Source organism: Streptomyces sp. NPDC091972 (genome assembly GCF_044756385.1).
Taxonomy (GTDB): domain Bacteria; phylum Actinomycetota; class Actinomycetes; order Streptomycetales; family Streptomycetaceae; genus Streptomyces.
In genome coordinates this window covers 171,103-194,931 of the sequence record NZ_JBIVSV010000004.1, presented here as the reverse complement: position 1 = coordinate 194,931, position 23,829 = coordinate 171,103, and the positions used below count along the sequence as shown (strand labels likewise).

Annotated in this window: 18 protein-coding genes; 12 read left to right on the top strand and 6 right to left on the bottom strand. The window is 70.3% G+C overall.

The window, feature by feature from the left end; genetic code table 11:
* Positions 1 to 25 precede the first annotated feature (25 nt).
* Entirely contained in the window at positions 26 to 982 is a 957-nt protein-coding gene (locus ACIQJT_RS13430) for a hypothetical protein (protein ID WP_402642916.1), read from the bottom strand.
* Positions 983 to 1,373: 391 nt separating this feature from the next.
* Here ACIQJT_RS13430 and uvrC point away from each other — a divergent pair, with 391 nt between their 5' ends.
* The 11 genes from uvrC (at position 1,374) to pgi (ending at position 15,754) form a co-directional block, all read left to right on the top strand.
* Positions 1,374 to 3,479, top strand: coding sequence for an excinuclease ABC subunit UvrC (gene uvrC / locus ACIQJT_RS13425; RefSeq protein WP_365462386.1), 2,106 nt, complete (start codon positions 1,374 to 1,376; stop codon positions 3,477 to 3,479).
* A complete protein-coding gene (gene rapZ, locus ACIQJT_RS13420; protein WP_365462384.1) occupies positions 3,476 to 4,435 on the top strand; it encodes an RNase adapter RapZ in 960 nt (319 codons plus the stop codon). The genes uvrC and rapZ overlap by 4 nt, the downstream gene beginning before the upstream one ends.
* Positions 4,432 to 5,499 (top strand): uridine diphosphate-N-acetylglucosamine-binding protein YvcK, encoded by a 1,068-nt coding sequence (gene yvcK, locus ACIQJT_RS13415; protein ID WP_053847424.1) that lies wholly within the window; start codon positions 4,432 to 4,434, stop codon positions 5,497 to 5,499. Before rapZ ends, yvcK begins: the two co-directional genes overlap by 4 nt.
* Entirely contained in the window at positions 5,490 to 6,479 is a 990-nt protein-coding gene (gene whiA, locus ACIQJT_RS13410; RefSeq protein ID WP_031057649.1) for a DNA-binding protein WhiA, read from the top strand. Before yvcK ends, whiA begins: the two co-directional genes overlap by 10 nt.
* Positions 6,480 to 6,655: 176 nt before the next feature.
* Positions 6,656 to 9,607, top strand: a complete 2,952-nt coding sequence (locus ACIQJT_RS13405) for a M14 family zinc carboxypeptidase (RefSeq protein WP_402642912.1) — start codon at positions 6,656 to 6,658, stop codon at positions 9,605 to 9,607.
* 213 nt (positions 9,608 to 9,820) lie between these two features.
* The gene (gene gap / locus ACIQJT_RS13400; RefSeq protein WP_053847426.1) at positions 9,821 to 10,828 is read left to right on the top strand and encodes a type I glyceraldehyde-3-phosphate dehydrogenase; all 1,008 of its coding nucleotides are present in this window, start codon (positions 9,821 to 9,823) and stop codon (positions 10,826 to 10,828) included.
* Positions 10,829 to 10,953: 125 nt separating this feature from the next.
* A complete protein-coding gene (locus ACIQJT_RS13395) occupies positions 10,954 to 12,165 on the top strand; it encodes a phosphoglycerate kinase (RefSeq protein WP_402642909.1) in 1,212 nt (403 codons plus the stop codon).
* Between the two features lie 6 nt (positions 12,166 to 12,171).
* Positions 12,172 to 12,948 (top strand): triose-phosphate isomerase, encoded by a 777-nt coding sequence (gene tpiA / locus ACIQJT_RS13390; protein WP_053847428.1) that lies wholly within the window; start codon positions 12,172 to 12,174, stop codon positions 12,946 to 12,948.
* A gap of 103 nt (positions 12,949 to 13,051) precedes the next feature.
* The gene (gene secG / locus ACIQJT_RS13385; protein WP_053847429.1) at positions 13,052 to 13,282 is read left to right on the top strand and encodes a preprotein translocase subunit SecG; all 231 of its coding nucleotides are present in this window, start codon (positions 13,052 to 13,054) and stop codon (positions 13,280 to 13,282) included.
* A gap of 214 nt (positions 13,283 to 13,496) precedes the next feature.
* Positions 13,497 to 13,832, top strand: a complete 336-nt coding sequence (locus ACIQJT_RS13380) for an RNA polymerase-binding protein RbpA (protein ID WP_003976875.1) — start codon at positions 13,497 to 13,499, stop codon at positions 13,830 to 13,832.
* Positions 13,833 to 14,098: 266 nt separating this feature from the next.
* Positions 14,099 to 15,754 carry a glucose-6-phosphate isomerase gene (gene pgi, locus ACIQJT_RS13375; protein ID WP_365462377.1) on the top strand — a complete coding sequence of 552 codons (1,656 nt, stop codon included), beginning with the start codon at positions 14,099 to 14,101 and terminating at the stop codon, positions 15,752 to 15,754.
* A gap of 72 nt (positions 15,755 to 15,826) precedes the next feature.
* Here pgi and pgl read toward each other — a convergent pair whose 3' ends face one another.
* The 5 genes from pgl to tkt are packed head-to-tail and all read right to left on the bottom strand — an operon-like array spanning position 15,827 to position 22,511.
* Positions 15,827 to 16,609, bottom strand: a complete 783-nt coding sequence (gene pgl / locus ACIQJT_RS13370) for a 6-phosphogluconolactonase (RefSeq protein ID WP_402642906.1) — start codon at positions 16,607 to 16,609, stop codon at positions 15,827 to 15,829.
* Positions 16,606 to 17,733 carry a glucose-6-phosphate dehydrogenase assembly protein OpcA gene (gene opcA / locus ACIQJT_RS13365; RefSeq protein ID WP_402642903.1) on the bottom strand — a complete coding sequence of 376 codons (1,128 nt, stop codon included), beginning with the start codon at positions 17,731 to 17,733 and terminating at the stop codon, positions 16,606 to 16,608. The genes pgl and opcA overlap by 4 nt, the downstream gene beginning before the upstream one ends.
* Complete coding sequence (zwf, locus tag ACIQJT_RS13360; protein WP_053847433.1) at positions 17,730 to 19,253, bottom strand: glucose-6-phosphate dehydrogenase; 1,524 nt, start codon at positions 19,251 to 19,253, stop codon at positions 17,730 to 17,732. The genes opcA and zwf overlap by 4 nt, the downstream gene beginning before the upstream one ends.
* A 3-nt stretch (positions 19,254 to 19,256) precedes the next feature.
* Positions 19,257 to 20,375: a transaldolase gene (gene tal / locus ACIQJT_RS13355; RefSeq protein WP_365462371.1), complete on the bottom strand. Its 1,119-nt coding sequence runs from the start codon at positions 20,373 to 20,375 to the stop codon at positions 19,257 to 19,259.
* A 33-nt stretch (positions 20,376 to 20,408) separates the two neighbouring features.
* Entirely contained in the window at positions 20,409 to 22,511 is a 2,103-nt protein-coding gene (gene tkt / locus ACIQJT_RS13350) for a transketolase (protein WP_365462369.1), read from the bottom strand.
* Between the two features lie 354 nt (positions 22,512 to 22,865).
* On the opposite strand from tkt, the gene ACIQJT_RS13345 reads away from it, so the two are divergent.
* A complete protein-coding gene (locus ACIQJT_RS13345) occupies positions 22,866 to 23,819 on the top strand; it encodes a heme o synthase (protein WP_356585889.1) in 954 nt (317 codons plus the stop codon).
* Positions 23,820 to 23,829 lie beyond the last annotated feature (10 nt).

Below are 23,829 nucleotides of genomic sequence, written 5' to 3'. Positions count from 1 at the left end.
AGGTGGACCCGACATGTCGTCCCGCTCACTCCCACTCCCACCCGATCCCCACGACCCCCGACCGCACCCGCGGCTCGACCAGGTGCACCGAGTGGTGGAGGCCGGTGAGGGACAGGTCCCGGCGGCCGCTGCGGGGCGCGGCAGGGGAGTGCTGGGCGAAGCGGTGGCAGCGCAGCGGCAGGGCGTTGCCGTCGAACCGGACCTGGAGCGCGTACTGCCCGCCGGGGGCACCGAAGCCGCGGACGTACTCGCGCGAGACCCCGCCCGTGCCGTCCTCGACGGCGTAGCGGAACAGGAAGGTGTCCCCGGCCCGCAGCCGGGCGTCGAGGAGCAGCTCGGCCACCAGCACCCCGGTGTCGTGGTGCGAACGGACGCGCCCCGTGCGGCAGTTCTCCAGGGCGTGGACGGTCATGTGCTCCGGCGCGCACCCCGGGTCGCCGTGGTGGACGGCGAGGAAGCGGTCGACGCCCTCGCGGTGGGCGCGCACGATGTGGTGGGACTCCAGGCCGCGCAGCTCGCGGCGCGCGCCGATGTCTATGCGCTCGTGGTGGCCGAGGGTGTGCAGCCCCGCGTCGGGCGGCGAGTCCAGCTCTCCCAGCAGCTGTCCGAGGACGTCTGAGGCCGCGAGGAACGAGCGGTAGGAGCGGGCCGCGGGCCGCTCGGCGGCCGACCGGTCGTCGTCCTCCGCGAGCAGCCTGATCAGCGACTCCTCCGGCAGTTGCAGGATCTCCTCCAGCGCGCGTACGGCCCGCAGCGACTCCGGACGCTGCGGGCGCCGTGCGCCCTGCTGCCAGTAGCTCAGGCTGGTGACACCGACCTTGACCCCGTAGCGCGACAGATGGTGCTGCACGCGCTGGAGCGGCAGCCCCCGCGCGGCGATCGCCGCGCGCAGCGCGACGTGGAAGGGGCCGCCCCGCAGGGCCGAGTCCAGTTCCGCGCCGGCGACGCTCAGGTCGTCCGCGTGCTGTGTGGCGTGCGGCATGCAGGGGCCTTTCTGTACAGGTCCGGCCGGCTGGTCAGGCCGTCCGCGAGGGTGTGTCGGGGCCGTCCGTGGCAGGCCGGGGGAGGCTTCACATCCGTACGCCGTCGTTCCCGGCCCCGAGTTCCCCCGCATTGAAGCGTGTTGACCAATTCCCGACAACACCTGCCGCCGAACGGTGGTGCACTCCCGGCCGGTCGGCGGCCCGCCCGCGCACTCGGCGCCGTCCTCCAGCGCGTGCCTCCGGGCCACCGAGGGCACCGCAGGGGAACACGTGCGGTGCTGACGTTCCCGGAGTGACACATCACACCGTGAGATCGACGGCCCCTTCCGTCGGCCGGTCGTCGTCCACAGGCTCACCGGAGTGTCAGCCCACGCCAGTAGGGTGTGAGACATGGCCGACCCCTCCAGCTACCGCCCCAAACCAGGGGAGATCCCTGACACTCCCGGGGTGTACAGGTTCCGCGACGAGCACCGCCGGGTGATCTACGTCGGAAAGGCGAAGAGCCTGCGTCAGCGCCTGGCGAACTACTTCCAGGACCTGGCGAGCCTGCACCCCCGCACCCGCACGATGGTGACCACGGCCGCGTCCGTGGAGTGGACGGTGGTGTCCACGGAGGTCGAGGCCCTGCAACTGGAGTACTCCTGGATCAAGGAGTTCGACCCCCGGTTCAACGTCAAGTACCGCGACGACAAGAGCTACCCGTACCTCGCCGTGACGATGAACGAGGAGTTCCCGCGCGTGCAGGTGATGCGCGGCCACAAACGCAAGGGCGTGCGGTACTTCGGGCCGTACGGGCACGCGTGGGCGATCCGCGACACCGTCGACCTCCTGCTGCGCGTCTTCCCCGTCCGCACCTGCTCCGCCGGCGTCTTCAAGAACGCCGCCCGCACCGGCCGCCCCTGCCTCCTCGGCTACATCGGCAAGTGCTCGGCGCCCTGCGTCGACCGCGTCTCCGCCGAGGAACACCGCGACCTGGCCGAGGACTTCTGCGACTTCATGGCGGGCCGCACCGGGACCTACATCCGCCGTCTGGAGCAGCAGATGGCGGACGCGGCCGAGGAGATGGAGTACGAGCGGGCGGCCCGCCTGCGCGACGACATCGGGGCCCTGAAGAAGGCCATGGAGAAGAGCGCCGTCGTGCTCGCCGACGCGACCGACGCCGACCTGATCGCGGTCGCCGAGGACGAGCTGGAGGCCGCCGTCCAGATCTTCCACGTCCGCGGCGGACGCGTCCGCGGCCAGCGCGGCTGGGTCACCGACAAGGTCGAGGAGATCACCACCGGCGCCCTCGTCGAACACGCCCTCCAGCAGCTCTACGGCGAGGAGAAGGGCGACGCGGTCCCCAAGGAGGTCCTCGTCCCGGCCCTGCCCGAGCCGGTCGAGCCCGTCCAGGAGTGGCTCGCCGGGCGCCGCGGGTCGGGCGTCTCGCTGCGCATCCCGCAGCGCGGCGACAAGAAGGCCCTCATGGAGACCGTGCAGCGCAACGCCCAGCAGGCGCTCGTCCTCCACAAGACCAAGCGCGCCTCCGACCTGACCACGCGCTCGCGTGCCCTGGAGGAGATCGCCGAGGCCCTCGACCTGGACAGCGCCCCGCTCAGGATCGAGTGCTACGACATCTCCCACCTCCAGGGCGACGACGTGGTCGCGTCCATGGTCGTCTTCGAGGACGGGCTCCAGCGCAAGAGCGAGTACCGCCGCTTCCAGATCAAGGGCTTCGCCGGCCAGGACGACGTCCGGTCCATGCACGAGGTGATCTCCCGCCGGTTCAGGCGGTACCTGGCGGAGAAGGAGAAGACCGGCGAGTGGGTGGACGACGCCTCCCAGGCCGGCCTCAAGGACGCCTCCGGCAACGACCTCCCGGCCGTCCCCGGGACCGGCGCCGACGGCGCCCCCGGCCTCAAGGAGGACGACGGCCGCCCCAAGAAGTTCGCCTACCCGCCCCAGCTCGTCGTGGTCGACGGCGGACAGCCCCAGGTGGCCGCCGCCAAGAGGGCCCTGGACGAGCTCGGCATCGACGACATCGCCGTCTGCGGCCTCGCCAAGCGCCTGGAGGAGGTCTGGCTGCCGGGGGAGGACGACCCGGTCGTGCTGCCCCGCACCAGCGAAGGCCTGTACCTTCTCCAGCGGGTCCGTGACGAGGCCCACCGCTTCGCGATCACCTACCAGCGCACCAAGCGGTCCCAGCGTTTCCGGTCGAGCCCGCTCGACGACGTCCCCGGCCTCGGGGACACGCGCAAGCAGGCCCTGCTGAAACACTTCGGTTCCCTGAAGAAACTACGATCCGCCACCATCGACCAGATCTGCGAGGTCCCCGGCATAGGCCGCAAGACGGCCGAGACGATCGCCGTGGCCCTCGCCCAGGCGGCCCCGGCCGCGCCCGCCGTCAACACGGCGACTGGAGAGATCATGGATGACGAGGAACCCGTCACCACGGGTTCCGGTGGGGGCCCCGTGACGGCGGGCGCCCCGGACGAACGACGGGGGCAGGAGACATGAATGTGAACGAGCACGAAGAACGACAGGACCAGGGCGGAGAAGACGCACAGGTGAGCACGGGCGCGACCCTCGACACGGCGGGAGTCCCGGAGGCCGCCATCCCCGAGCTGGTGATCATCTCCGGGATGTCCGGCGCCGGCCGCTCCACCGCCGCCAAGTGTCTGGAGGACCTCGGTTGGTTCGTCGTCGACAACCTCCCGCCCGCCCTGATCCCCACCATGGTGGAGCTCGGCGCCCGCTCCCAGGGCAACGTCGCCCGGATCGCGGTGGTCGTGGACGTCCGCGGCCGGCGCTTCTTCGACAACCTCCGCGAGTCCCTCGCCGACCTGGAGGCCAAGCACGTCACCCGGCGGATCGTCTTCCTGGAGTCCTCCGACGAGGCCCTGGTGCGCCGCTTCGAGTCCGTGCGCCGCCCGCACCCCCTCCAGGGCGACGGCCGGATCGTCGACGGCATCGACGCCGAGCGCGAGCTCCTGCGCGAGCTGCGCGGCGACGCCGACCTGGTCATCGACACCTCCAGCCTCAACGTGCACGAGCTGCGCGCCAAGATGGACGCCCAGTTCGCCGGTGAGGAGGAGCCCGAACTCCGTGCCACCGTGATGTCCTTCGGCTTCAAGTACGGCCTCCCCGTCGACGCCGACCTGGTCGCGGACATGCGGTTCCTGCCCAACCCGCACTGGGTCCCGGAGCTGCGCCCCTTCACCGGCCTCAACGAGGAGGTGTCGGCGTACGTCTTCAACCAGCCCGGCGCCAAGGAGTTCCTCGACCGCTACGCCGAGCTGCTGCGCCTCATCGCGGCCGGCTACCGCCGCGAGGGCAAGCGGTACGTGACCATCGCCATCGGCTGCACCGGCGGCAAGCACCGCTCGGTCGCCACGTCGGAGAAGCTCGCCGCGCGCCTCGCGGCCGAGGGTGTGGAGACGGTGGTCGTACACCGGGACATGGGACGGGAATGACCGCACGTAGTCCGCGGCTGAGCAGGCTGCGCCGGGCCGTTCCCGAAGGGCGGGCGGCCCGCCCCGCCGAGGCCCGCGGGGCCCGGCCCCGCCGGCGCGGTGCCCAGCCCAAGGTGGTCGCGCTCGGCGGCGGCATGGGCCTGTCCGCCTCGCTCGCCGCCCTGCGCCGGATCACCGGCGACCTCACCGCCGTCGTCACCGTGGCCGACGACGGCGGCTCCAGCGGGCGCCTGCGCGACGAGCTGGGCGTCCTGCCGCCCGGCGACCTGCGCAAGGCGCTGGCCGCGCTGTGCGGCGACGACGACTGGGGCCAGACCTGGGCCCGGGTCATCCAGCACCGCTTCCAGTCCAAGGGCGACCTGCACGAACACGCGGTCGGCAATCTGCTGATCGTCGCCCTGTGGGAGCAGCTCGGCGACCACGTCCAGGCCCTGGACCTGGTCGGCAGGCTCCTGGGCGCCCATGGCCGGGTGCTGCCCATGTCCGCCGTACCCCTGGAGCTCCAGGCCCTGGTCAAGGGACACGACCCGGAGCGGCCCGAGGACGTGGACACCGTACGGGGACAGGCGACCGTGGCGCTGACCCCGGGCGAGGTGCAGTCGGTGCACCTGGTGCCGCACGACCCGCCCGCGGTCCCCGAGGCGGTCGAGGCGGTCCGGGACGCGGACTGGGTGGTCCTCGGCCCCGGCTCGTGGTTCTCCTCGGTCATCCCGCACCTGCTCGTGCCCGAACTGCTGGACGCGCTCACGCAGACGAAGGCGCGCCGGGTACTCTCCCTGAACCTCGCACCGCAGCCGGGAGAAACCGATGGCTTCTCCCCGCAGCGTCATTTGGAGGTTTTGGGACGACACGCCCCTAAACTCGCCCTGGACGTGGTGCTGGCCGACCAGGCCGCCGTGCCCGACCGCGACTCACTGACCGATGCCGCCAAGCGGTTCGGCGCCGCGGTCGAGCTGGCGCCGGTGGCCCGGCCCGACGGAACCCCGAGGCATGACCCGGAGCTGTTGGCAGCCGCGTACGACCGTATTTTTCGGATGCATGGAAGGATCGGCCCATGGCGATGACGGCAGCGGTGAAGGACGAGATCTCCCGGCTCCCCGTCACCCGGACCTGCTGCAGAAAGGCGGAGGTCTCCGCCATTCTGCGGTTCGCCGGCGGCCTCCACCTGGTGAGCGGGCGCATTGTGATCGAGGCGGAGCTGGACACCGCGATGGCGGCCCGCCGCCTCAAGCGGGACATCCTGGAGATCTTCGGCCACAGCTCCGAACTGATCGTGATGGCTCCGGGCGGGCTGCGCCGCGGCTCGCGCTACGTCGTCCGGGTCGTCGCCGGCGGTGACCAGCTGGCCCGCCAGACCGGCCTGGTCGACGGCCGGGGCCGACCGATCCGGGGCCTGCCCCCGCAGGTCGTCTCGGGTGCCACCTGTGACGCCGAGGCCGCCTGGCGCGGGGCCTTCCTGGCGCACGGCTCGCTCACCGAGCCCGGCCGCTCCTCCTCCCTGGAGGTGACCTGCCCGGGCCCGGAGGCCGCGCTCGCGCTGGTCGGCGCCGCCCGCCGCCTGTCGATCGCCGCCAAGGCCCGCGAGGTGCGCGGCGTGGACCGCGTGGTCGTCCGCGACGGTGACGCGATCGGCGCCCTGCTCACCCGTCTGGGTGCCCACGAGTCGGTGCTCGCCTGGGAGGAGCGCCGGATGCGCCGCGAGGTGCGGGCCACGGCGAACCGGCTCGCCAACTTCGACGACGCCAACCTCCGCCGCTCCGCGCGCGCGGCCGTCGCCGCCGGCGCGCGGGTCCAGCGGGCCCTGGAGATCCTCGCCGACGACGTGCCCGAGCACCTCGCGGCCGCCGGACGGCTGCGCATGGAGCACAAGCAGGCCTCGCTGGAGGAGCTGGGCGCGCTCGCCGACCCGCCGCTGACCAAGGACGCCGTCGCCGGCCGTATCCGCCGGCTGCTCGCGATGGCCGACAAGCGCGCCTCCGACCTCGGCATCCCGGGCACCGAGTCCAGCATCACCGAGGAGATGGCCGACAACCTCGTCGGCTGACCGCTCCTCACCCGACCACGCCTCACCTGACCGCTCCTCACCGCGCCGGTGCCGACGCCCGCTTGGGCCGTCGGCGCCGGCGTTTACGTATCCGTGAGGCGCCCTTGACTGGATCATGAACTGTCATGAGCCTGGCATCTGTTCGCTGCTGTGGCGGACCACCGCAAGGGGGGCTCATGAGACGAAGAGCGAGACCGATCCTCGCTGTTGGCGCGCTCCTGCTCGGCGGCGCGGGCATCGCACCCGTCGCCCATGCCGCGCAGAGCGCCGGTTCTCCTGATCCGAACGAAGTCAAGGTCTTCCGCGCCGAGGTCACCAGCGGGCAGGTACCCCTGCTGCTGGCGGCCGGGCAGGACGGCCACGAACTGAGCGAGCAGGTGCCCGCGAAGGGCACCGCGACCGTCGAGGTCTACCTCACCGACCAGGAGGCGGAGAAGCTCGAGGCGAAGGGTGTCGAGCTCACCGAGCACACCCTGACCGCCCAGGCCGAGGCCCGCGTGGACAAGGCGGCCGAGGGGGTGTTCCGGCCCTACAGCGGAAGCGGCGGGCTCAGGGAGGAACTCCTCGCCACCGCACGCGCCAACCCCGGTCTCACCAAGGTCGTCTCCATCGGCAGGACGGTCAACGGCAAGGACATCCTCGCCCTCAAGCTCACCAAGAACGCGAAGAAGTCCAAGGACGGCGCCAAACCCTCCGTCCTCTACATGTCCAACCAGCACGCGCGCGAGTGGATCACGCCGGAGATGACACGGCGGCTGCTCCACCACTACGTCGACAACTACCAGCGCGACAAGCGCATCAGGAAGATCGTCGACTCCACCGAACTGTGGTTCGTCCTGTCGGCCAACCCCGACGGCTACGACTACACCTTCCAGAGCGAAGACAACCGCCTGTGGCGCAAGAACCTGCGCGACAACAACGGCGACGGCACGATCCGCGTGGGCGACGGCGTCGACCTCAACCGCAACTTCTCCTACAAGTGGGGCTACGACAACGAGGGTTCGTCCCCCAACCCCACCAGCGAGACCTATCGCGGCCCGGCCCCGGCCTCGGAACCCGAGACCAAGGCCCTGGACGCCTTCGAGAAGCGGATCGGCTTCACCTACGGCATCAACTACCACTCCGCGGCCGAACTCCTCCTCTACGGCGTCGGCTGGCAGGTGGCCACCGACACGCCCGACGACGTCCTCTACAAGGCGCTCGCCGGCACCCCGGAGAACTCCGCGATCCCCGGCTACCGCCCGCAGGTCTCCTCGGAGCTGTACACCACCAACGGCGAGGCGGACGGCCACGCGTCGAACGTCAACGGCCTGGCGATGTTCACCCCTGAGATGTCGACCTGCCAGACGGCCTCGGACCTCGACCCGAACGACCAGTGGAACGCGGCCGACTGCCAGTCGGTCTTCAACTTCCCGGACGACGAAAAGCTGATCCAGCAGGAGTTCGAGAAGAACATCCCCTTCGCGCTCTCCGTCGCCGAGTCCGCGGCCCGGCCCGACCAGCCGAAGTCCTCGCTCGGTCTGAAGGCCGCCGACTTCACCCCGAAGACGTTCACCACGTCCTACGCGCGCGGCGCCGACCAGGAGGTCTCCGTCGTCGTACGCAGGTCGGTGCGCGACAAGGAGCTCAAGTACCGCGTCAACGGCGGCCGTACGCACGACCGGGACCTCAGGGCCTGGAAGGGCGGCGAGACCTACGGCGGTGAGGACAACCTCTACTTCGACGAGTACCGGGCGAAAGTCGAGGACGCCGATCCGGGCGACAAGGTCGAGGTCTGGTTCACCGGCCGGGCGAGGAGCGGAAAGCCCGTCTCCAGCGCGCACTTCACGTACACCGTGGCCGAACGGCCCCGTGCGGACGTGCTCGTGGTCGCCGAGGAAGGCGCGACCGCCGCACAGGCGCAGACGTACGTGGACGCGCTGAAGGCGGCCGGCCGCAAGGCGATCGTCTGGAACGTGGCCACCCAGGGTGCGCCCGACGCGCTCGGGGTGCTGGACCACTTCACGTCGGTCGTCCACTACACGGGCGCGGCCGTCCCGGGCAATCCCACCCAGCTCCAGCTGCGCGCCTTCCTCAACGAGGGCGGCAAGCTGATCGAGGCGGGCGAGCGGGCCGGCGGCAGCGTCGACCTGGGCGGCGGCACGCTGTCCAACGACTTCAGCCAGTACTACCTGGGCGCCTACACCCGCACGACCCTGCCGGGCGCCACCGCCTTCCAGGGCACCGGCAAGCTCACCGGGACCGCCGGCGCCCTCGGTGCCGCCCCCGGCAACCCGCTGGACGCGGCCGGCTCCTTCAGCGTCACCTCGGACAACCTGCCCGTGGCGACCTTCCCGCAGTTCGCGAGCGCGGGAGCGGGCACCTACCCGGGCACGCCCAACCCGTACGGCCCGTACGCGGGCGCCTTCATGGCGGCCGTCACGCACAGCGACTACGCCTGGAACCGCCTCACCCGCACGATCGACCTCACCCAGGTGACCGCCGCGCAGGCGCCCGCGCTGCGCACCCGGCTGCTGTGGGACACCGAGGAGGGCTACGACCACGCCGTCCTGGAGGCGCACACCGCCGGGGCGGACGACTGGACCACGCTCCCCGAGAAGAACGGCGCCACCAGCACCGCGGTGCCCGCCGAGTGCGGGGCCGGGTTCTTCATCGCGGCCCACCCCGCGCTCAAGCGGTATCTGACGCAGGGGACCGACGGCTGCACGGCCACCGGCACCAGCGGCCGGTGGAACAGCCTCACCGGGGCGTCGGCCGGCTGGCAGGAGGTCTCCTTCGACCTCTCCGCGTACGCCGGCAAGAAGGTCGAGATCTCTCTCAGCTACATCACCGACCCGGGCTCCGGCGGGCGCGGTGTCCTCGCGGACGACGCCTCCGTGGTCGTCGGCGGCCAGGCCACCGAGACCGAGGGCTTCGAGACCTCGCTCGGTGCCTGGAGCGTGCCCGGTCCGCCCGCGGGCAGTCCCGCGGTCGTGAAGGACTGGGGGCGCGCCGGAGAGCTGTTCAAGACGTACGGCGCGGTCACCACGGACGACACCGTGCTGCTGGGCTTCGGCCTGGAGCACGTCACCGCGGCGGCCGACCGCACGGCCCTGATCCGCAAGGCACTGGCGGCCGTCGGCGGGTGAACCCCCGGTGACCCGGAGCAGTGGTTCCGGGTGACCGGAGCTTTCGGTCCGGGGCGGTCCGTACCCCTACTGGCGGGTACGGACCGCCTGCCCGTGTATGCGGCATCTCGATGTCACTCCGAAAGCCTCAGGGAGGTAGGGTCGGGGGTGGTCGGGGACATCCCATACAGCTCGCCGGTCTCACAACCGGCGTACCAACGAGGAGATCGGTTCGTGACGATCCGCGTAGGCATCAACGGCTTTGGCCGCATCGGTCGTAACTACTTCCGCGCGCTGCTGGAGCAGGGTGCTGACATCGAGATCGTGGCTGTCAACGACCTGGGTGACACCGCGACCACCGCGCACCTGCTGAAGTACGACACCATCCTGGGCCGCCTCAAGGCCGAGGTGTCGCACACCGCCGACACGATCACCGTCGACGGTCACACCATCAAGGTGCTGTCCGAGCGCAACCCCGCCGACATCCCGTGGGGCGAGCTGGGCGTCGACATCGTCGTCGAGTCGACCGGCATCTTCACGAAGAAGGCCGACGCCGAGAAGCACATCGCCGGCGGCGCCAAGAAGGTCCTCATCTCGGCTCCGGCCAAGGACGAGGACATCACCATCGTGATGGGCGTCAACGAGAACAAGTACGACGCGGCCAACCACCACGTCATCTCGAACGCCTCCTGCACCACCAACTGCGTGGCGCCGATGGCCAAGGTTCTCGACGAGAACTTCGGCATCGTCAAGGGCCTGATGACCACGGTCCACGCGTACACGAACGACCAGCGCATCCTTGACTTCCCGCACAAGGACCTGCGCCGCGCCCGTGCCGCCGCCGAGAACATCATCCCGACCACCACGGGTGCCGCCAAGGCCACCGCGCTGGTGCTGCCGCAGCTCAAGGGCAAGCTGGACGGCATCGCGATGCGCGTCCCGGTCCCGACGGGCTCGGCCACCGACCTCGTCGTGGAGCTGTCCCGCGAGGTCACCAAGGACGAGGTCAACGCCGCGTTCAAGAAGGCCTCCGAGGGCGAGCTCCAGGGCTACCTGACCTACACCGAGGACGAGATCGTCTCCTCGGACATCGTCAGCGACCCGTCGTCCTGCACCTTCGACTCCTCCCTGACCATGGTCCAGGAGGGCACGACGGTCAAGATCCTCGGCTGGTACGACAACGAGTGGGGCTACTCCAACCGCCTCGTCGACCTCACGGTCTTCGTCGGCAACCAGCTCTGATCCACAGAGCAGGCACCTTGACATGAGAGCAGGGCCCGGGCGGCGCAGGGACGCGCCGTGCGGGCCCTGACTCACGTGCTGAACAGCCCTCGTACGATCAGAGCACCCTCACCAGGAGTTCCCTCATGAAGACGATCGACGAACTTCTCGCCGAAGGCGTGGACGGCAAGCGGGTCTTCGTCCGCGCCGACCTCAACGTGCCGCTCGCCGACGGCCGCATCACCGACGACGGCCGCATCCGCGCCGTCCTGCCCACCGTCAAGGCCCTCGCGGACGCGGGCGCCAAGGTGGTCGTGGCCTCCCACCTGGGCCGCCCCAAGGGCGCCCCGGACCCGGCCTTCTCCCTGCTCCCGGCCGCCGAGCGGCTCGGCGAACTCCTGGACGCCCCCGTGGCCTTCGCCCAGGACACCGTCGGCCCCGCCGCGCACGACGCGGTGAACGGCCTCCAGCCCGGCCAGGTCGCCGTGATCGAGAACCTGCGCTTCAACGCCGGCGAGACCTCCAAGGACGACACCGAGCGCGGCGAGTTCGCGGACCGGCTGGCAGCCCTCGCGGACGTCTACGTCGGCGACGGCTTCGGCGCGGTGCACCGCAAGCACGCCTCGGTCTTCGACCTCCCGGCCCGGCTGCCGCACTACGCCGGCTACCTCATCGCCACCGAGGTCGGCGTCCTGAAGAAGCTCACCGACGACGTCCAGCGGCCCTACGTGGTCGTGCTCGGCGGCGCCAAGGTCTCCGACAAGCTCGCCGTCATCGACGAGCTGCTCGGCAAGGCCGACCGCATCCTCATCGGCGGCGGCATGGCCTTCACCTTCCTCAAGGCCAAGGGCCACGAGGTCGGCGCCTCCCTGCTCCAGGAGGACCAGATCCCGGCGGTCCTGGAGTACATCGAGCGCGCCGAGAAGACCGGTGTCGAGCTGGTCCTGCCGGTCGACGCCGTGGTCGCCCCGGCGTTCCCGGACCTGAAGACCAAGGCCCCGGCCGACGCCACCACCGTCGCCGCCGACGCCATCCCGTCCGACCGGATGGGCCTGGACATCGGCCCGGCGTCCGGCAAGCTGTACGCCTCGAAGATCACCGACGCCGCCACCGTCTTCTGGAACGGCCCGATGGGCGTCTTCGAGCACCCCGAGTTCGCCGAGGGCACCAAGTCGGTCGCCCAGGCTCTCCTCGACTCCTCGGCCTTCACGGTCGTCGGCGGCGGCGACTCCGCCGCGGCCGTCCGCATCCTGGGCTTCGACGAGAACGCGTTCGGACACATCTCGACCGGTGGCGGCGCCTCCCTCGAATACCTCGAGGGCAAGACGCTCCCCGGCCTCGCCGCACTGGAGGACTGACCCCGCATGACCACTCGCACGCCGATCATGGCGGGTAACTGGAAGATGAACCTCAACCACCTCGAGGCCATCGCACACGTCCAGAAGCTCGCCTTCGCCCTCGCCGACAAGGACTACGAGGCCGTCGAGGTCGCCGTCCTGCCGCCCTTCACCGACCTGCGTTCCGTGCAGACCCTGGTCGACGGCGACAAGCTCAGGATCAAGTACGGCGCCCAGGACCTCTCGGCGCACGACTCGGGCGCCTACACCGGTGAGATCTCCGGCTCGATGCTGGCCAAGCTGAAGTGCACGTACGTGGCGATCGGCCACTCCGAGCGCCGCCAGTACCACGCCGAGACCGACGAGATCGTCAACGCCAAGGTCAAGGCCGCCTACAAGCACGGCCTGACCCCGATCCTGTGCGTCGGCGAGGAGCTGGAGGTCCGTGACGCGGGCAACCACGTCTCCCACACCCTCGCCCAGGTCGAGGGCGGCCTCAAGGACGTCCCCGCCGAGCAGGCCGAGTCCGTCGTCATCGCCTACGAGCCCGTCTGGGCCATCGGCACCGGCAAGGTGTGCGGCGCCGAGGACGCCCAGGAGGTCTGCGCCGCCATCCGCGCCAAGGTCGCCGAGCTGTACACCCAGGAGCTGGCCGACAAGGTCCGCATTCAGTACGGCGGCTCCGTCAAGGCCGGCAACGTCGCCGAGATCATGGCGCAGGCCGACATCGACGGCGCCCTGGTCGGCGGTGCCTCGCTGGACGCCGACGAGTTCGTCAAGATCGTGCGCTTCCGGGACCAGTAAGTAGGCCCTGGCGGCGATCCGTCGTACCCTTGCGGGGGCATGGCCCTGAAGGCCGTGCCCCCGTCGTTCATCCGAATCCGAGAGAGTTGGTCCAGCCGTGGTTTTGGGGTTCTCGATCGCCCTGATCGTCTTCAGCGGGCTGCTGATGCTGCTGGTGCTGATGCACAAGGGGAAGGGCGGCGGCCTCTCCGACATGTTCGGTGGCGGCATGCAGTCGTCCGTCGGTGGTTCCTCGGTCGCCGAGCGCAACCTCGACCGCATCACCGTGGTGATCGGTCTGCTGTGGTTCGCGTGCATTGTCGTACTCGGTCTTCTCATGAAGACGAACAACTGAGCGGCCACGCCCCACACAGCACGTCCATTCCGCACGTAAGGCCCCATGTTCGGTACGCGCACCTGAGCGCGGCCTATCATGGGGCTTGCGTCTAGGTGTGGGGGCTGTAACTCCAATCACTGGACGCGCGTTGGGCCTTACGTAGACTGAGGCGCTCGCAACGAAGCGACACGTCGACTCGCTTCGCGGCACCATCACGCAGGGAGTTACGACCGTGGCAAGTGGCAACGCGATCCGAGGTAGCCGGGTCGGGGCGGGGCCGATGGGCGAGGCCGAGCGGGGCGAGTCCGCGCCCCGTCTGCGCATCTCCTTCTGGTGCTCCAACGGGCACGAGACGCAGCCCAGCTTCGCCAGCGACGCGCAGGTCCCCGAAACCTGGGACTGCCCGCGCTGCGGCTTCCCCGCCGGACAGGACCGGGACAACCCGCCGGACCCGCCGCGCACCGAGCCGTACAAGACGCATCTCGCGTACGTACGGGAGCGGCGCAGCGACGCGGACGGCGAGGCGATCCTCGCCGAGGCGCTCGCCAAGCTGCGGGGCGAGATCTAGAAGTCGAGAACCGGCCGGGTACCGAGGGGTGCCTGGCCGGAGCCGTTTCACGGCCGTGCGGGGCCTGCGTGCCCTCCACGGCCGGTGCAGGGCTGCCCTGTTCGCAGCCGCCTTCTCCGTGCTGTCCGCCGTGCCGCTGACACCCGTGCCCCGTGCGCACGTACCTGTGGGTGGGCGGGGCGCCGAGGCCCGCACGGCTCGCGGCCCGCGTTGATCAACTACGTTGGAACCGCTGGGACAGGCACGAAAGAAGGCTGAAGTCGGACATGAACGCAGACGGCCGTACCAGGCTCAACCGGACGCCCGAGTGGACCGCGCTGACCGAGCACCGCGAGGAGCTCGGCGAGGTGCGGCTCAGGGAGCTGTTCGCCGCCGATCCCGGGCGCGGCACCGGGTACACACTGCGGGTCGGTGACCTGTACGTCGACTACTCCAAGCACCTGGTCACCGACGAGACGCTGCGACTGCTGCGCGAACTCGCCGTCGCCACCGACGTCTTCGGCCTGCGGGACGCCATGTTCCGCGGGGAGCGGATCAACCTCACCGAGGACCGGGCCGTGCTGCACACCGCCCTGCGCGCCCCGCGCGACGCGGTGATCGAGGTCGACGGGGAGAACGTCGTCCCGCGGGTGCACGCCGTGCTCGACAGGATGAGCGACTTCGCGAACCGGGTCCGCTCCGGCGAGTGGACCGGCCACACCGGCAGGCGCATCAAGAACGTCGTCAACATCGGCATCGGCGGCTCCGACCTCGGCCCCGCGATGGCGTACGAGGTGCTGCGCGGCTTCACCGACCGCGACCTCACCGTCCGCTTCGTGTCGAACGTCGACGGCGCCGACCTGCACGAGGCCACCCGCGACCTGGACGCCGCCGAGACCCTGTTCGTCATCGCGTCCAAGACGTTCACCACGATCGAGACGATCACCAACGCGACCTCGGCCCGCGCGTGGCTGCTCGGCGAGCTGAAGGCCGGCCAGGAAGCCGTGGCGAAGCACTTCGTGGCGCTGTCGACCAACGCCGCGAAGGTCTCGGACTTCGGCATCGACACGGCCAACATGTTCGAGTTCTGGGACTGGGTCGGCGGCCGCTACTCCTACGACTCCGCGATCGGCCTCTCCCTGATGATCGCCATCGGGCCCGACCGCTTCCGCGAGATGCTCGACGGCTTCCACCTCGTCGACGAGCACTTCCGCACCGCCCCGGCCGAGTCCAACGTGCCTCTGCTGCTGGGCCTGTTGGGCATCTGGTACGGCAACTTCCACGGCGCCCAGTCGCATGCCGTGCTGCCGTACAGCCACTACCTGTCCCGGTTCACCGCCTACCTCCAGCAGCTCGACATGGAGTCCAACGGCAAGTCCGTGGACCGTGACGGACGGCCCGTGGAGTGGCAGACCGGGCCGGTGGTGTGGGGCACGCCCGGCACCAACGGGCAGCACGCCTACTACCAGTTGATCCACCAGGGCACGAAGCTGATCCCGGCGGACTTCATCGGCTTCGCCGAGCCGGTCGCCGAGCTCCCCGACGGACTCAGGGCCCAGCACGACCTGCTCATGGCGAACTTCTTCGCCCAGACCCAGGCGCTGGCGTTCGGCAAGACCGCGGACGAGGTGCGCGCGGAGGGGGTGGCCGAGGAACTCGTCCCGCACAGGACGTTCCGCGGCAACCACCCGACGACCACGATCCTCGCGAAGGAGCTCACCCCGTCCGTCCTCGGCCAGCTCATCGCGCTCTACGAGCACAAGGTGTTCGTCCAGGGCGCGGTCTGGAACATCGACTCCTTCGACCAGTGGGGCGTCGAGCTCGGCAAGGTCCTCGCCAAGCGCGTCGAACCCGCCCTCACGGAGGGTGCCGACGTACCGGGTCTTGACGCGTCCACCAAGGCCCTGGTGTCGACGTACCGGGAGCTGCGCGGACGGCAGTGACGCGCAGCCGACAACACCGACGCCGGGCCCCCAGGAGGGACCCGGCGTCGACCGCCGTACGTAGGGCGGGTGTTACGGCGTGGCCGGCGGATACAGCGACCTCGGCAGCTGGGAGGCCGCCGCCGAGTCCAGGAGCCACAGGGTGCGGGCCCGGCCCCGGGCTCCCGCCGCCGGGGCCTGGACCTCGCCCGCGCCGGACAGGGCGATCGCCGCGGCCTGTGCCTTGTCCTCGCCTGCCGCCAGGAGCCAGACCTCGCGGGCCGCGCGGATCGCGGGCAGCGTCAACGACACCCGGGTCGGCGGCGGCTTCGGCGCGCCGTGAACGCCGACCACCGTGCGCTCGGTCTCCCGTACCGCGGGGAGTTCCGGGAACAGGGAGGCCACGTGGGTGTCCGGGCCGACGCCCAGCATCAGGACGTCGAAGGTCGGCACCGCGCCGTGGTTCTCGGGGCCGGCCGCGCGGGCCAGCTCCTCGGCGTAGGCGGCCGCCGCGGCCTCCACGTCGTCGCCGTGCGGGCCGTCCGACGCGGGCATGGCGTGCACGCGCTTCGGGTCCAGTGGTACGGAGTCGAGCAGGGCCTCGCGAGCCTGGGTGACATTGCGCTCCGGGTCGCCCTCGGGCAGGAAGCGTTCGTCACCCCACCACAGGTCCAGGCGGCCCCAGTCGATCGCGTCCCGGGCGGGCGCCGCGGCCAGGGCGGCGAGCAGGCCGTTGCCGTTGCGGCCGCCGGTGAGGACCACCGACGCCGAGCCCCGGGAGGCCTGCGCGTCCACGATCTTGGTGATCAGACGGGCCGCGGCGGCCTGCGCCATCAGTTCCTTGTCGTGGTGCACGACGAGCTGCGGAGTGCTCACTTCGCCGCCTTCCCGCCGCCGGACAGACCGGAGGGGACCGGCTTCAGCGATTCCGGTGCCGACTCCTGCGGCCCTTGCGCCCCGGGAGCTTCCGCAGCGCCCTCGACAGGGGCCTCGGAGACGGGCTCTCCTTTGGCGTCGGAACCCTCGCCCCCTTTGGCGTCCGAACCGTCGTCACCCGCTTGCGGGAAGGGCGCCGACGGGTTCAGCCGGTCCACGCCGAAGCGCAGCGCGGAGGCGTACGTGTCGTCCGGGTCCAGCCTGCGCAGCTCCTCCGCGATCAGCTCGGCCGTGTCCCGGCGCTTGAGCGCCACCGCACGGTCGGGCTGCCCCTGGATGGAGAGCGTGGCGAGCGAGCCGTCCGCACGGTCCAGGACGATCGGACCGCTGTCCGTGTGCATGCGGACCGCCGTCAGGCCGGGGCCGTTGGACAGGGACCGCTTCACCGGCACGTCCAGCCGGTCCGCCAGCCACATCGCCAGCAGCTCGCAGCTCGGGTTGAACTCCTCGCCCTCCACCTCGACGGCCTCGACCTTGCAGGTGACCTGGTCGAGCGCGGCGGCCAGCATCGAGCGCCACGGGGTGATCCGGGTCCAGGACAGGTCGGTGTCGCCCGGCGTGTAGGTGTCGGCGCGCGCCGTCAGCTCGCGCACCGGCTGCTCGGAGGAGTAGGTGTCGGTGACCCGCCGCTGGCCGAGCGCCCCGAGCGGGTCCCCGGCCGGGTCGAGCGGCGCGTCCACCGGCCACCAGACGACGACCGGCGCGTCCGGCAGCAGCAGCGGAAGGACCACCGACTGGGCGTGGTCGACGACCTCGCCGTACAGCCGCAGGACGACCGTCTCGCCGGTGCCCGCGTCCGCGCCCACCCGTACCTCGGCGTCGAGGCGGGACTGGGTGCGGTCGCGGGGACTGCGCGACACCCGCTTGATGACCACCAGCGTGCGCGAGGGGTGCTCGCGGGACGCGTCGTTGGCGGCCTTGAGGGCGTCGTAGGCGTTCTCCTCGTCCGTGACGATGACCAGCGTGAGCACCATGCCGACGGCCGGTGTGCCGATGGCGCGGCGCCCCTTGACCAGGGCCTTGTTGATCTTGCTGGCCGTGGTGTCCGTGAGGTCTATCTTCATGGCCGGCGCCAGCTCCGTCCCTCTCGTGCGAGCATTTCGTCCGCCTCGACCGGGCCCCAGGTACCGGAGGGGTACTGGGCGGGCCTGCCGTGCGTGTCCCAGTACTCCTCGATCGGGTCGAGGATCTTCCAGGACAGCTCGACCTCCTCCGTGCGGGGGAAGAGGTTGGAGTCGCCGAGCAGGACGTCGAGGATCAGGCGCTCGTACGCCTCGGGCGAGGACTCCGTGAACGACTCGCCGTAGGCGAAGTCCATGGACACGTCCCGGATCTCCATCGAGGTGCCCGGCACCTTGGAGCCGAAGCGGACGGTGACGCCCTCGTCCGGCTGGACCCGGATGACGATGGCGTTGGAGCCGAGCTCCTCGGTGGCCGTCGTGTCGAAGGGGGAGTGCGGGGCCCGCTGGAAGACCACCGCGATCTCGGTGACCCGGCGGCCCAGCCGCTTGCCGGTGCGCAGGTAGAACGGCACGCCGGCCCAGCGGCGGTTGTCGATCTCCACCTTGATGGCCGCGTACGTGTCGGTCTTGGACTGGGGGTCGATGCCGTCCTCTTCGAGGTAGCCGACCGCCTTCGCGCCGCCCTGCCAGCCCGCCGCGTACTGCCCGCGCACGGTGTCCCGGCCCAGGTCCTTCGGCAGCTTCACCGCGCCGAGCACCTTGGTCTTCTCCGCGGCCAGCGCGTCCGCGTCGAAGGAGGCCGGCTCCTCCATGGCGGTGAGCGCCATCAGCTGGAGCAGGTGGTTCTGGATGACGTCACGGGCGGCGCCGATGCCGTCGTAGTAGCCGGCCCGGCCGCCGATGCCGATGTCCTCGGCCATGGTGATCTGCACGTGGTCCACGAAGGACCGGTTCCAGATCGGCTCGAACATCGTGTTGGCGAAGCGCAGCGCCAGGATGTTCTGGACGGTCTCCTTGCCCAGGTAGTGGTCGATGCGGAAGACCTGGTCCGGGGCGAAGACCTCCTCGACGGTCGCGTTGAGCTCCTCGGCCGACTTGAGGTCGTGGCCGAAGGGCTTCTCGATGACCGCACGCCGCCAGGAGCCGCCCGACTGGTCGGCCAGCCGGTGCTTCTTCAGCTGCTGGATGACCACGGGGAAGGCGGACGGCGGCACGGACAGGTAGAAGGCGAAGTTGCCGCCGGTGCCCTGTGCCTTGTCGAGTTCGTCGATGGTGTCGCGCAGCCGCTCGAACGAGTCGTCGTCGTCGAAGGTGCCCTGGACGAAGCGCATCCCCTGGATGAGCTGCTGCCAGACCTCCTCGCGGAACGGCGTGCGGGCGTGTTCCTTGACGGCGTCGTGGACGACCTCGGCGAAGTCCTCGTTCTCCCAGTCCCGCCGGGCGAAGCCGACCAGTGAGAAGCCCGGCGGCAGCAGACCTCGGTTCGCGAGGTCGTACACGGCGGGCATGAGCTTCTTTCGTGACAAATCGCCCGTGACGCCGAAGATGACCAGGCCCGACGGCCCCGCGATACGCGGGAGCCGTCGGTCGGCGGGGTCACGCAGCGGGTTGCTGCTCGACAAGATCTAGCCCTCCGAGGGTGCGAGGCGCTGAAGCTCCGCCTCGGTCGACTTGAGCAGGTCGTTCCAGGACGCCTCGAACTTCTCGACGCCCTCTTCCTCCAGCAGCTGGACCACCTCGTCGTACGAGATCCCGAGCTTCTCGACGGCGTCGAGATCGGCACGGGCCTGCTCGTACGTGCCGGCGATCGCGTTGCCGCGGATCTCGCCGCTCTCCTCGGTCGCCTGGAGCGTGGCCTCCGGCATGGTGTTCACCGTGTTCGGCGCCACCAGCTCGTCGACGTACAGGGTGGCCTTGTAGGCCTTGTCCTTGACGCCGGTCGAGGCCCACAGCGGACGCTGCTTGTTCGCGCCGGCCTTCTCCAGCTTCGCCCAGCGCTCGCCGGAGAAGATCTCCTCGTACGCCTGGTAGGCGAGGCGCGCGTTGGCCACGCCGGCCTTGCCGCGGGCGGCCTTGGCCTCGTCGGTGCCGAGGGCGTCGATGCGCTTGTCGATCTCGGTGTCCACGCGGGACACGAAGAAGGACGCCACGGAGTGGATCTGCGACAGGTCCAGACCCCGCTCCTTGGCCTTCTCCAGGCCGGCCAGGTAGGCGTCCATGACCTCGCGGTAGCGCTCGAGCGAGAAGATCAGTGTGACGTTGACGCTGATCCCGAGGCCGATCACTTCGGTGATGGCCGGGATGCCCGCGCGGGTGGCGGGGATCTTGATGAGGGTGTTGGGGCGGTCGACGAGCCAGGCGAGCTGCTTGGCCTCGGCGACGGTCGCCTTCTCGTTGTGCGCCAGGCGCGGGTCGACCTCGATCGACACGCGGCCGTCCTGGCCGCCCGTCGCGTCGAAGACCGGGCGCAGGATGTCGGCGGCGTCGCGGACGTCCGCCGTGGTGATCATGCGGATGGCCTCTTCGACCGTGACCTTGCGGAAGGCGAGGTCGGAGAGCTGCTGGTCGTAGCCGTCGCCCTCGGAGATCGCCTTCTGGAAGATCGAGGGGTTGGTGGTGACGCCCACGACGTGCTGCTGGTCGATCAGCTCGGCGAGGTTGCCGGACGTGATCCGCTTGCGCGACAGGTCGTCCAGCCAGATCGCGACGCCTTCCTCGGAGAGGCGCTTGAGTGCGTCTGTCATGGAATTACATCTCCTACGTGTCGTATGTGAGCGTCAGCGCTGGGCGGCGGCGAGAGATTCCCGCGCCTTGGCGGCCACGTTCTCGCCGGTGAAGCCGAACTCCTGGAAGAGGACCTTGCCGTCCGCGGAAGCGCCGAAGTGCTCCAGGGAAACGATGCGGCCGGCGTCCCCGACGTACTTGTGCCAGGTCAGACCGATACCCGCCTCGACCGCGACACGGGCCCTCACGGACGGGGGCAGGACGCTGTCCCGGTACCCCTGGTCCTGCTCCTCGAACCACTCCACGCACGGCATGGAGACGACACGCGTCGGCACGCCCTCGGCCTGGAGCTGCTCACGCGCCTCTACCGCCACGTGCACCTCGGAACCGGTGGCGATCAGGATGACCTCCGGCTCCGTGTTCTGCCCGTCCGAGCCCTCGGCCTCGAACAGCACGTAACCGCCCTTGACCGCGTCCTCGTTGGGCTCGTACGTCGGCACGCCCTGACGGGTCAGCGCCAGTCCGTGCGGGGCGCCCTTGCCGAACTCCTTGGTCCAGCGGCCGAGGATCTCGCGCCAGGCGATCGCGGTCTCGTTGGCGTCGGCCGGGCGGACCACGTTCAATCCGGGGATCGCGCGCAGCGAGGCCAGGTGCTCGACCGGCTGGTGGGTCGGGCCGTCCTCGCCCAGACCGATGGAGTCGTGCGTCCACACGTACGTCACCGGCAGGTGCATCAGGGCCGAGAGCCGCACGGCGTTGCGCATGTAGTCGGAGAACACCAGGAAGGTGCCGCCGTAGATCCGCGTGTTGCCGTGCAGGGCGATGCCGTTCATCTCCGCGGCCATGGAGTGCTCGCGGATGCCGAAGTGGATCGTGCGGCCGTACGGGTCGGCCTCCGGCAGCGGGTTGTCCGCCGGGAGGAAGGAGCTGTTCTTGTCGATCGTGGTGTTGTTCGAGCCGGCGAGGTCGGCGGAGCCGCCCCACAGCTCGGGGATCACCGCGCCGAGCGCCTGGAGGACCTTGCCGGACGCGGCACGCGTGGCGACGCCCTTGCCGGGCTCGAAGACGGGGATCGCCGACTCCCAGTCCTTGGGCAGCTCGCCCGCGGCGACACGCTCGTACACGGCCGCGCGCTCCGGGTTGTTGCTGCGCCACTCCTGGAAGGACTTCTCCCACTCGGCGCGGGCCTGCCGGCCGCGCTCCAGCGCCTGGCGGGTGTGGCCGATGACCTCCTCGGAGACCTCGAAGGACTGCTCCGGGTCGAAGCCGAGGACCCGCTTGGTGGCCGCGACCTCGTCGTCGCCGAGCGCCGAGCCGTGCGCGGCCTCGGTGTTCTGCGCGTTGGGGGCGGGCCAGGCGATGATCGAGCGCATCGCGATGAAGGACGGCTTGTCGGTGACCGCCTTGGCCTTCTGGATCGCCTCGAAGATCGCGACCGGGTCGAGGTCGCCGTTGGCCTGCGGCTCGACACGCTGGACGTGCCAGCCGTACGCCTCGTAGCGCTTGACGGTGTCCTCGGAGACGGCCGTCTCGGTGTCGCCCTCGATCGAGATGTGGTTGTCGTCCCACAGCAGGATCAGGTTGCCGAGCTTCTGGTGGCCGGCCATCGAGGACGCCTCGGCGGAGATGCCCTCCTGGAGGCAGCCGTCACCGGCGATGGCGAAGACGAAGTGGTCGAAGGGGGAGGTGCCCTCGGGGGCCTCGGGGTCGAACAGACCGCGCTCGTAGCGGGCGGCCATCGCCATGCCCACCGCGTTGGCGACACCCTGGCCGAGCGGACCGGTGGTGGTCTCGACGCCCTTGGTGTGGCCGTACTCCGGGTGGCCCGGGGTCTTGGAGCCCCAGGTGCGGAAGGACTTGAGGTCGTCCAGCTCCAGGCCGAAGCCGGCCAGGTAGAGCTGGGTGTAGAGGGTCAGGGACGAGTGGCCGGCGGACAGCACGAAGCGGTCGCGCCCGACCCAGTCGGGGTCGGCCGGGTCGTGCCGCATCACCTTCTGGAAGAGGGTGTAGGCGGCGGGAGCCAGGCTCATCGCCGTACCCGGATGGCCGTTTCCGACCTTCTGTACGGCGTCGGCGGCCAGGACGCGGGCGGTGTCGACGGCCCGCTGGTCCAACTCGGTCCACTCGAGGTCTGTGGTGGTCGGCTTGGTGCTCACCCTGGGTCAGGGCTCCTCTCCACATGTCACGCATGTCGAAATGCCGGTGCACGGGACGCCCGGCCGTTGTCGAGCCTACCCCCGCAAGTACGTGCGTTTTTTCGAGTCATTCCAGACTGCCGGGCCTTCCGGGGATCCGCCTCCCGACCGGCCCGGAGCGCACTTGGCAACTGAATACGCAAGCGCTCGTCCGAGTGCTCAACCGAGTGGGACGGAGCTCTTCCGGGGGTGTCCGCGGACACGACCCGACCCCCGCGGATATCGGGGTATGGGCAACGTCTACAGTGGCGTGGTACGCGCGAGCCTTTACCGGGACTTCACACGGCTGAGGCTTGCTGGGATGTCTCTGTAGGGGTGTGCGTGACGGCCGTCGAATCCCGTCCAGCCGGTGTGCTGGGGGAGAGCAAGAGCTCGAGTCACCGGCCGTTCGGGGCCCGGGTCAAGGCGTTCGTGGCGCTGACCAAGCCGCGGATCATCGAGCTGCTGCTCATCACCACCGTTCCGGTGATGTTCCTGGCGCAGCAGGGCGTGCCGGACCTGAAGCTGGTCCTGCTGACCTGTGTCGGCGGCTATCTGTCCGCGGGCGGCGCCAACGCGCTCAACATGTACATCGACCGCGACATCGACGCGCTCATGGACCGCACCTCGCAGCGTCCCCTGGTGACCGGCATGGTGTCGCCGCGCGAGTGCCTGGCCTTCGGCATCACGCTGGCGGTCGTGTCGACCCTGCTGTTCGGCCTCACCGTCAACTGGCTGTCCGCCTGGCTGTCGCTCGGAGCGCTGCTCTTCTACGTCGTCGTCTACACGATGATCCTCAAGCGGCGTACCTCGCAGAACATCGTGTGGGGCGGCATCGCCGGCTGTCTGCCGGTCCTGATCGGCTGGTCGTCGGTCACGAACTCCATGTCGTGGGCCCCGGTCGTCCTCTTCCTCGTCATGTTCTTCTGGACGCCGCCGCACTACTGGCCGCTGTCCATGAAGGTCCGTGAGGACTACGCGCGCGTGGGCGTGCCGATGCTGCCGGTCGTCGCCTCCAACAAGGTCGTCGCCAAGCAGATCGTCATCTACAGCTGGGTGATGGTCGCGGTCTCGCTGCTGCTGACCCCGCTCGGCTACACCGGCTGGTTCTACACGGCGGTCGCACTCCTCGCGGGCGGCTTCTGGCTGTGGGAGGCGCACGGCCTGCAGAACCGGGCCAAGGCGGAGGTGACGGGCGCGAAGCTCAAGGAGATGCGGCTGTTCCACTGGTCGATCACCTATGTGTCGATCCTCTTCCTCGCGGTGGCGGTCGACCCCTTCCTGAGGTAAGGGTCACGTC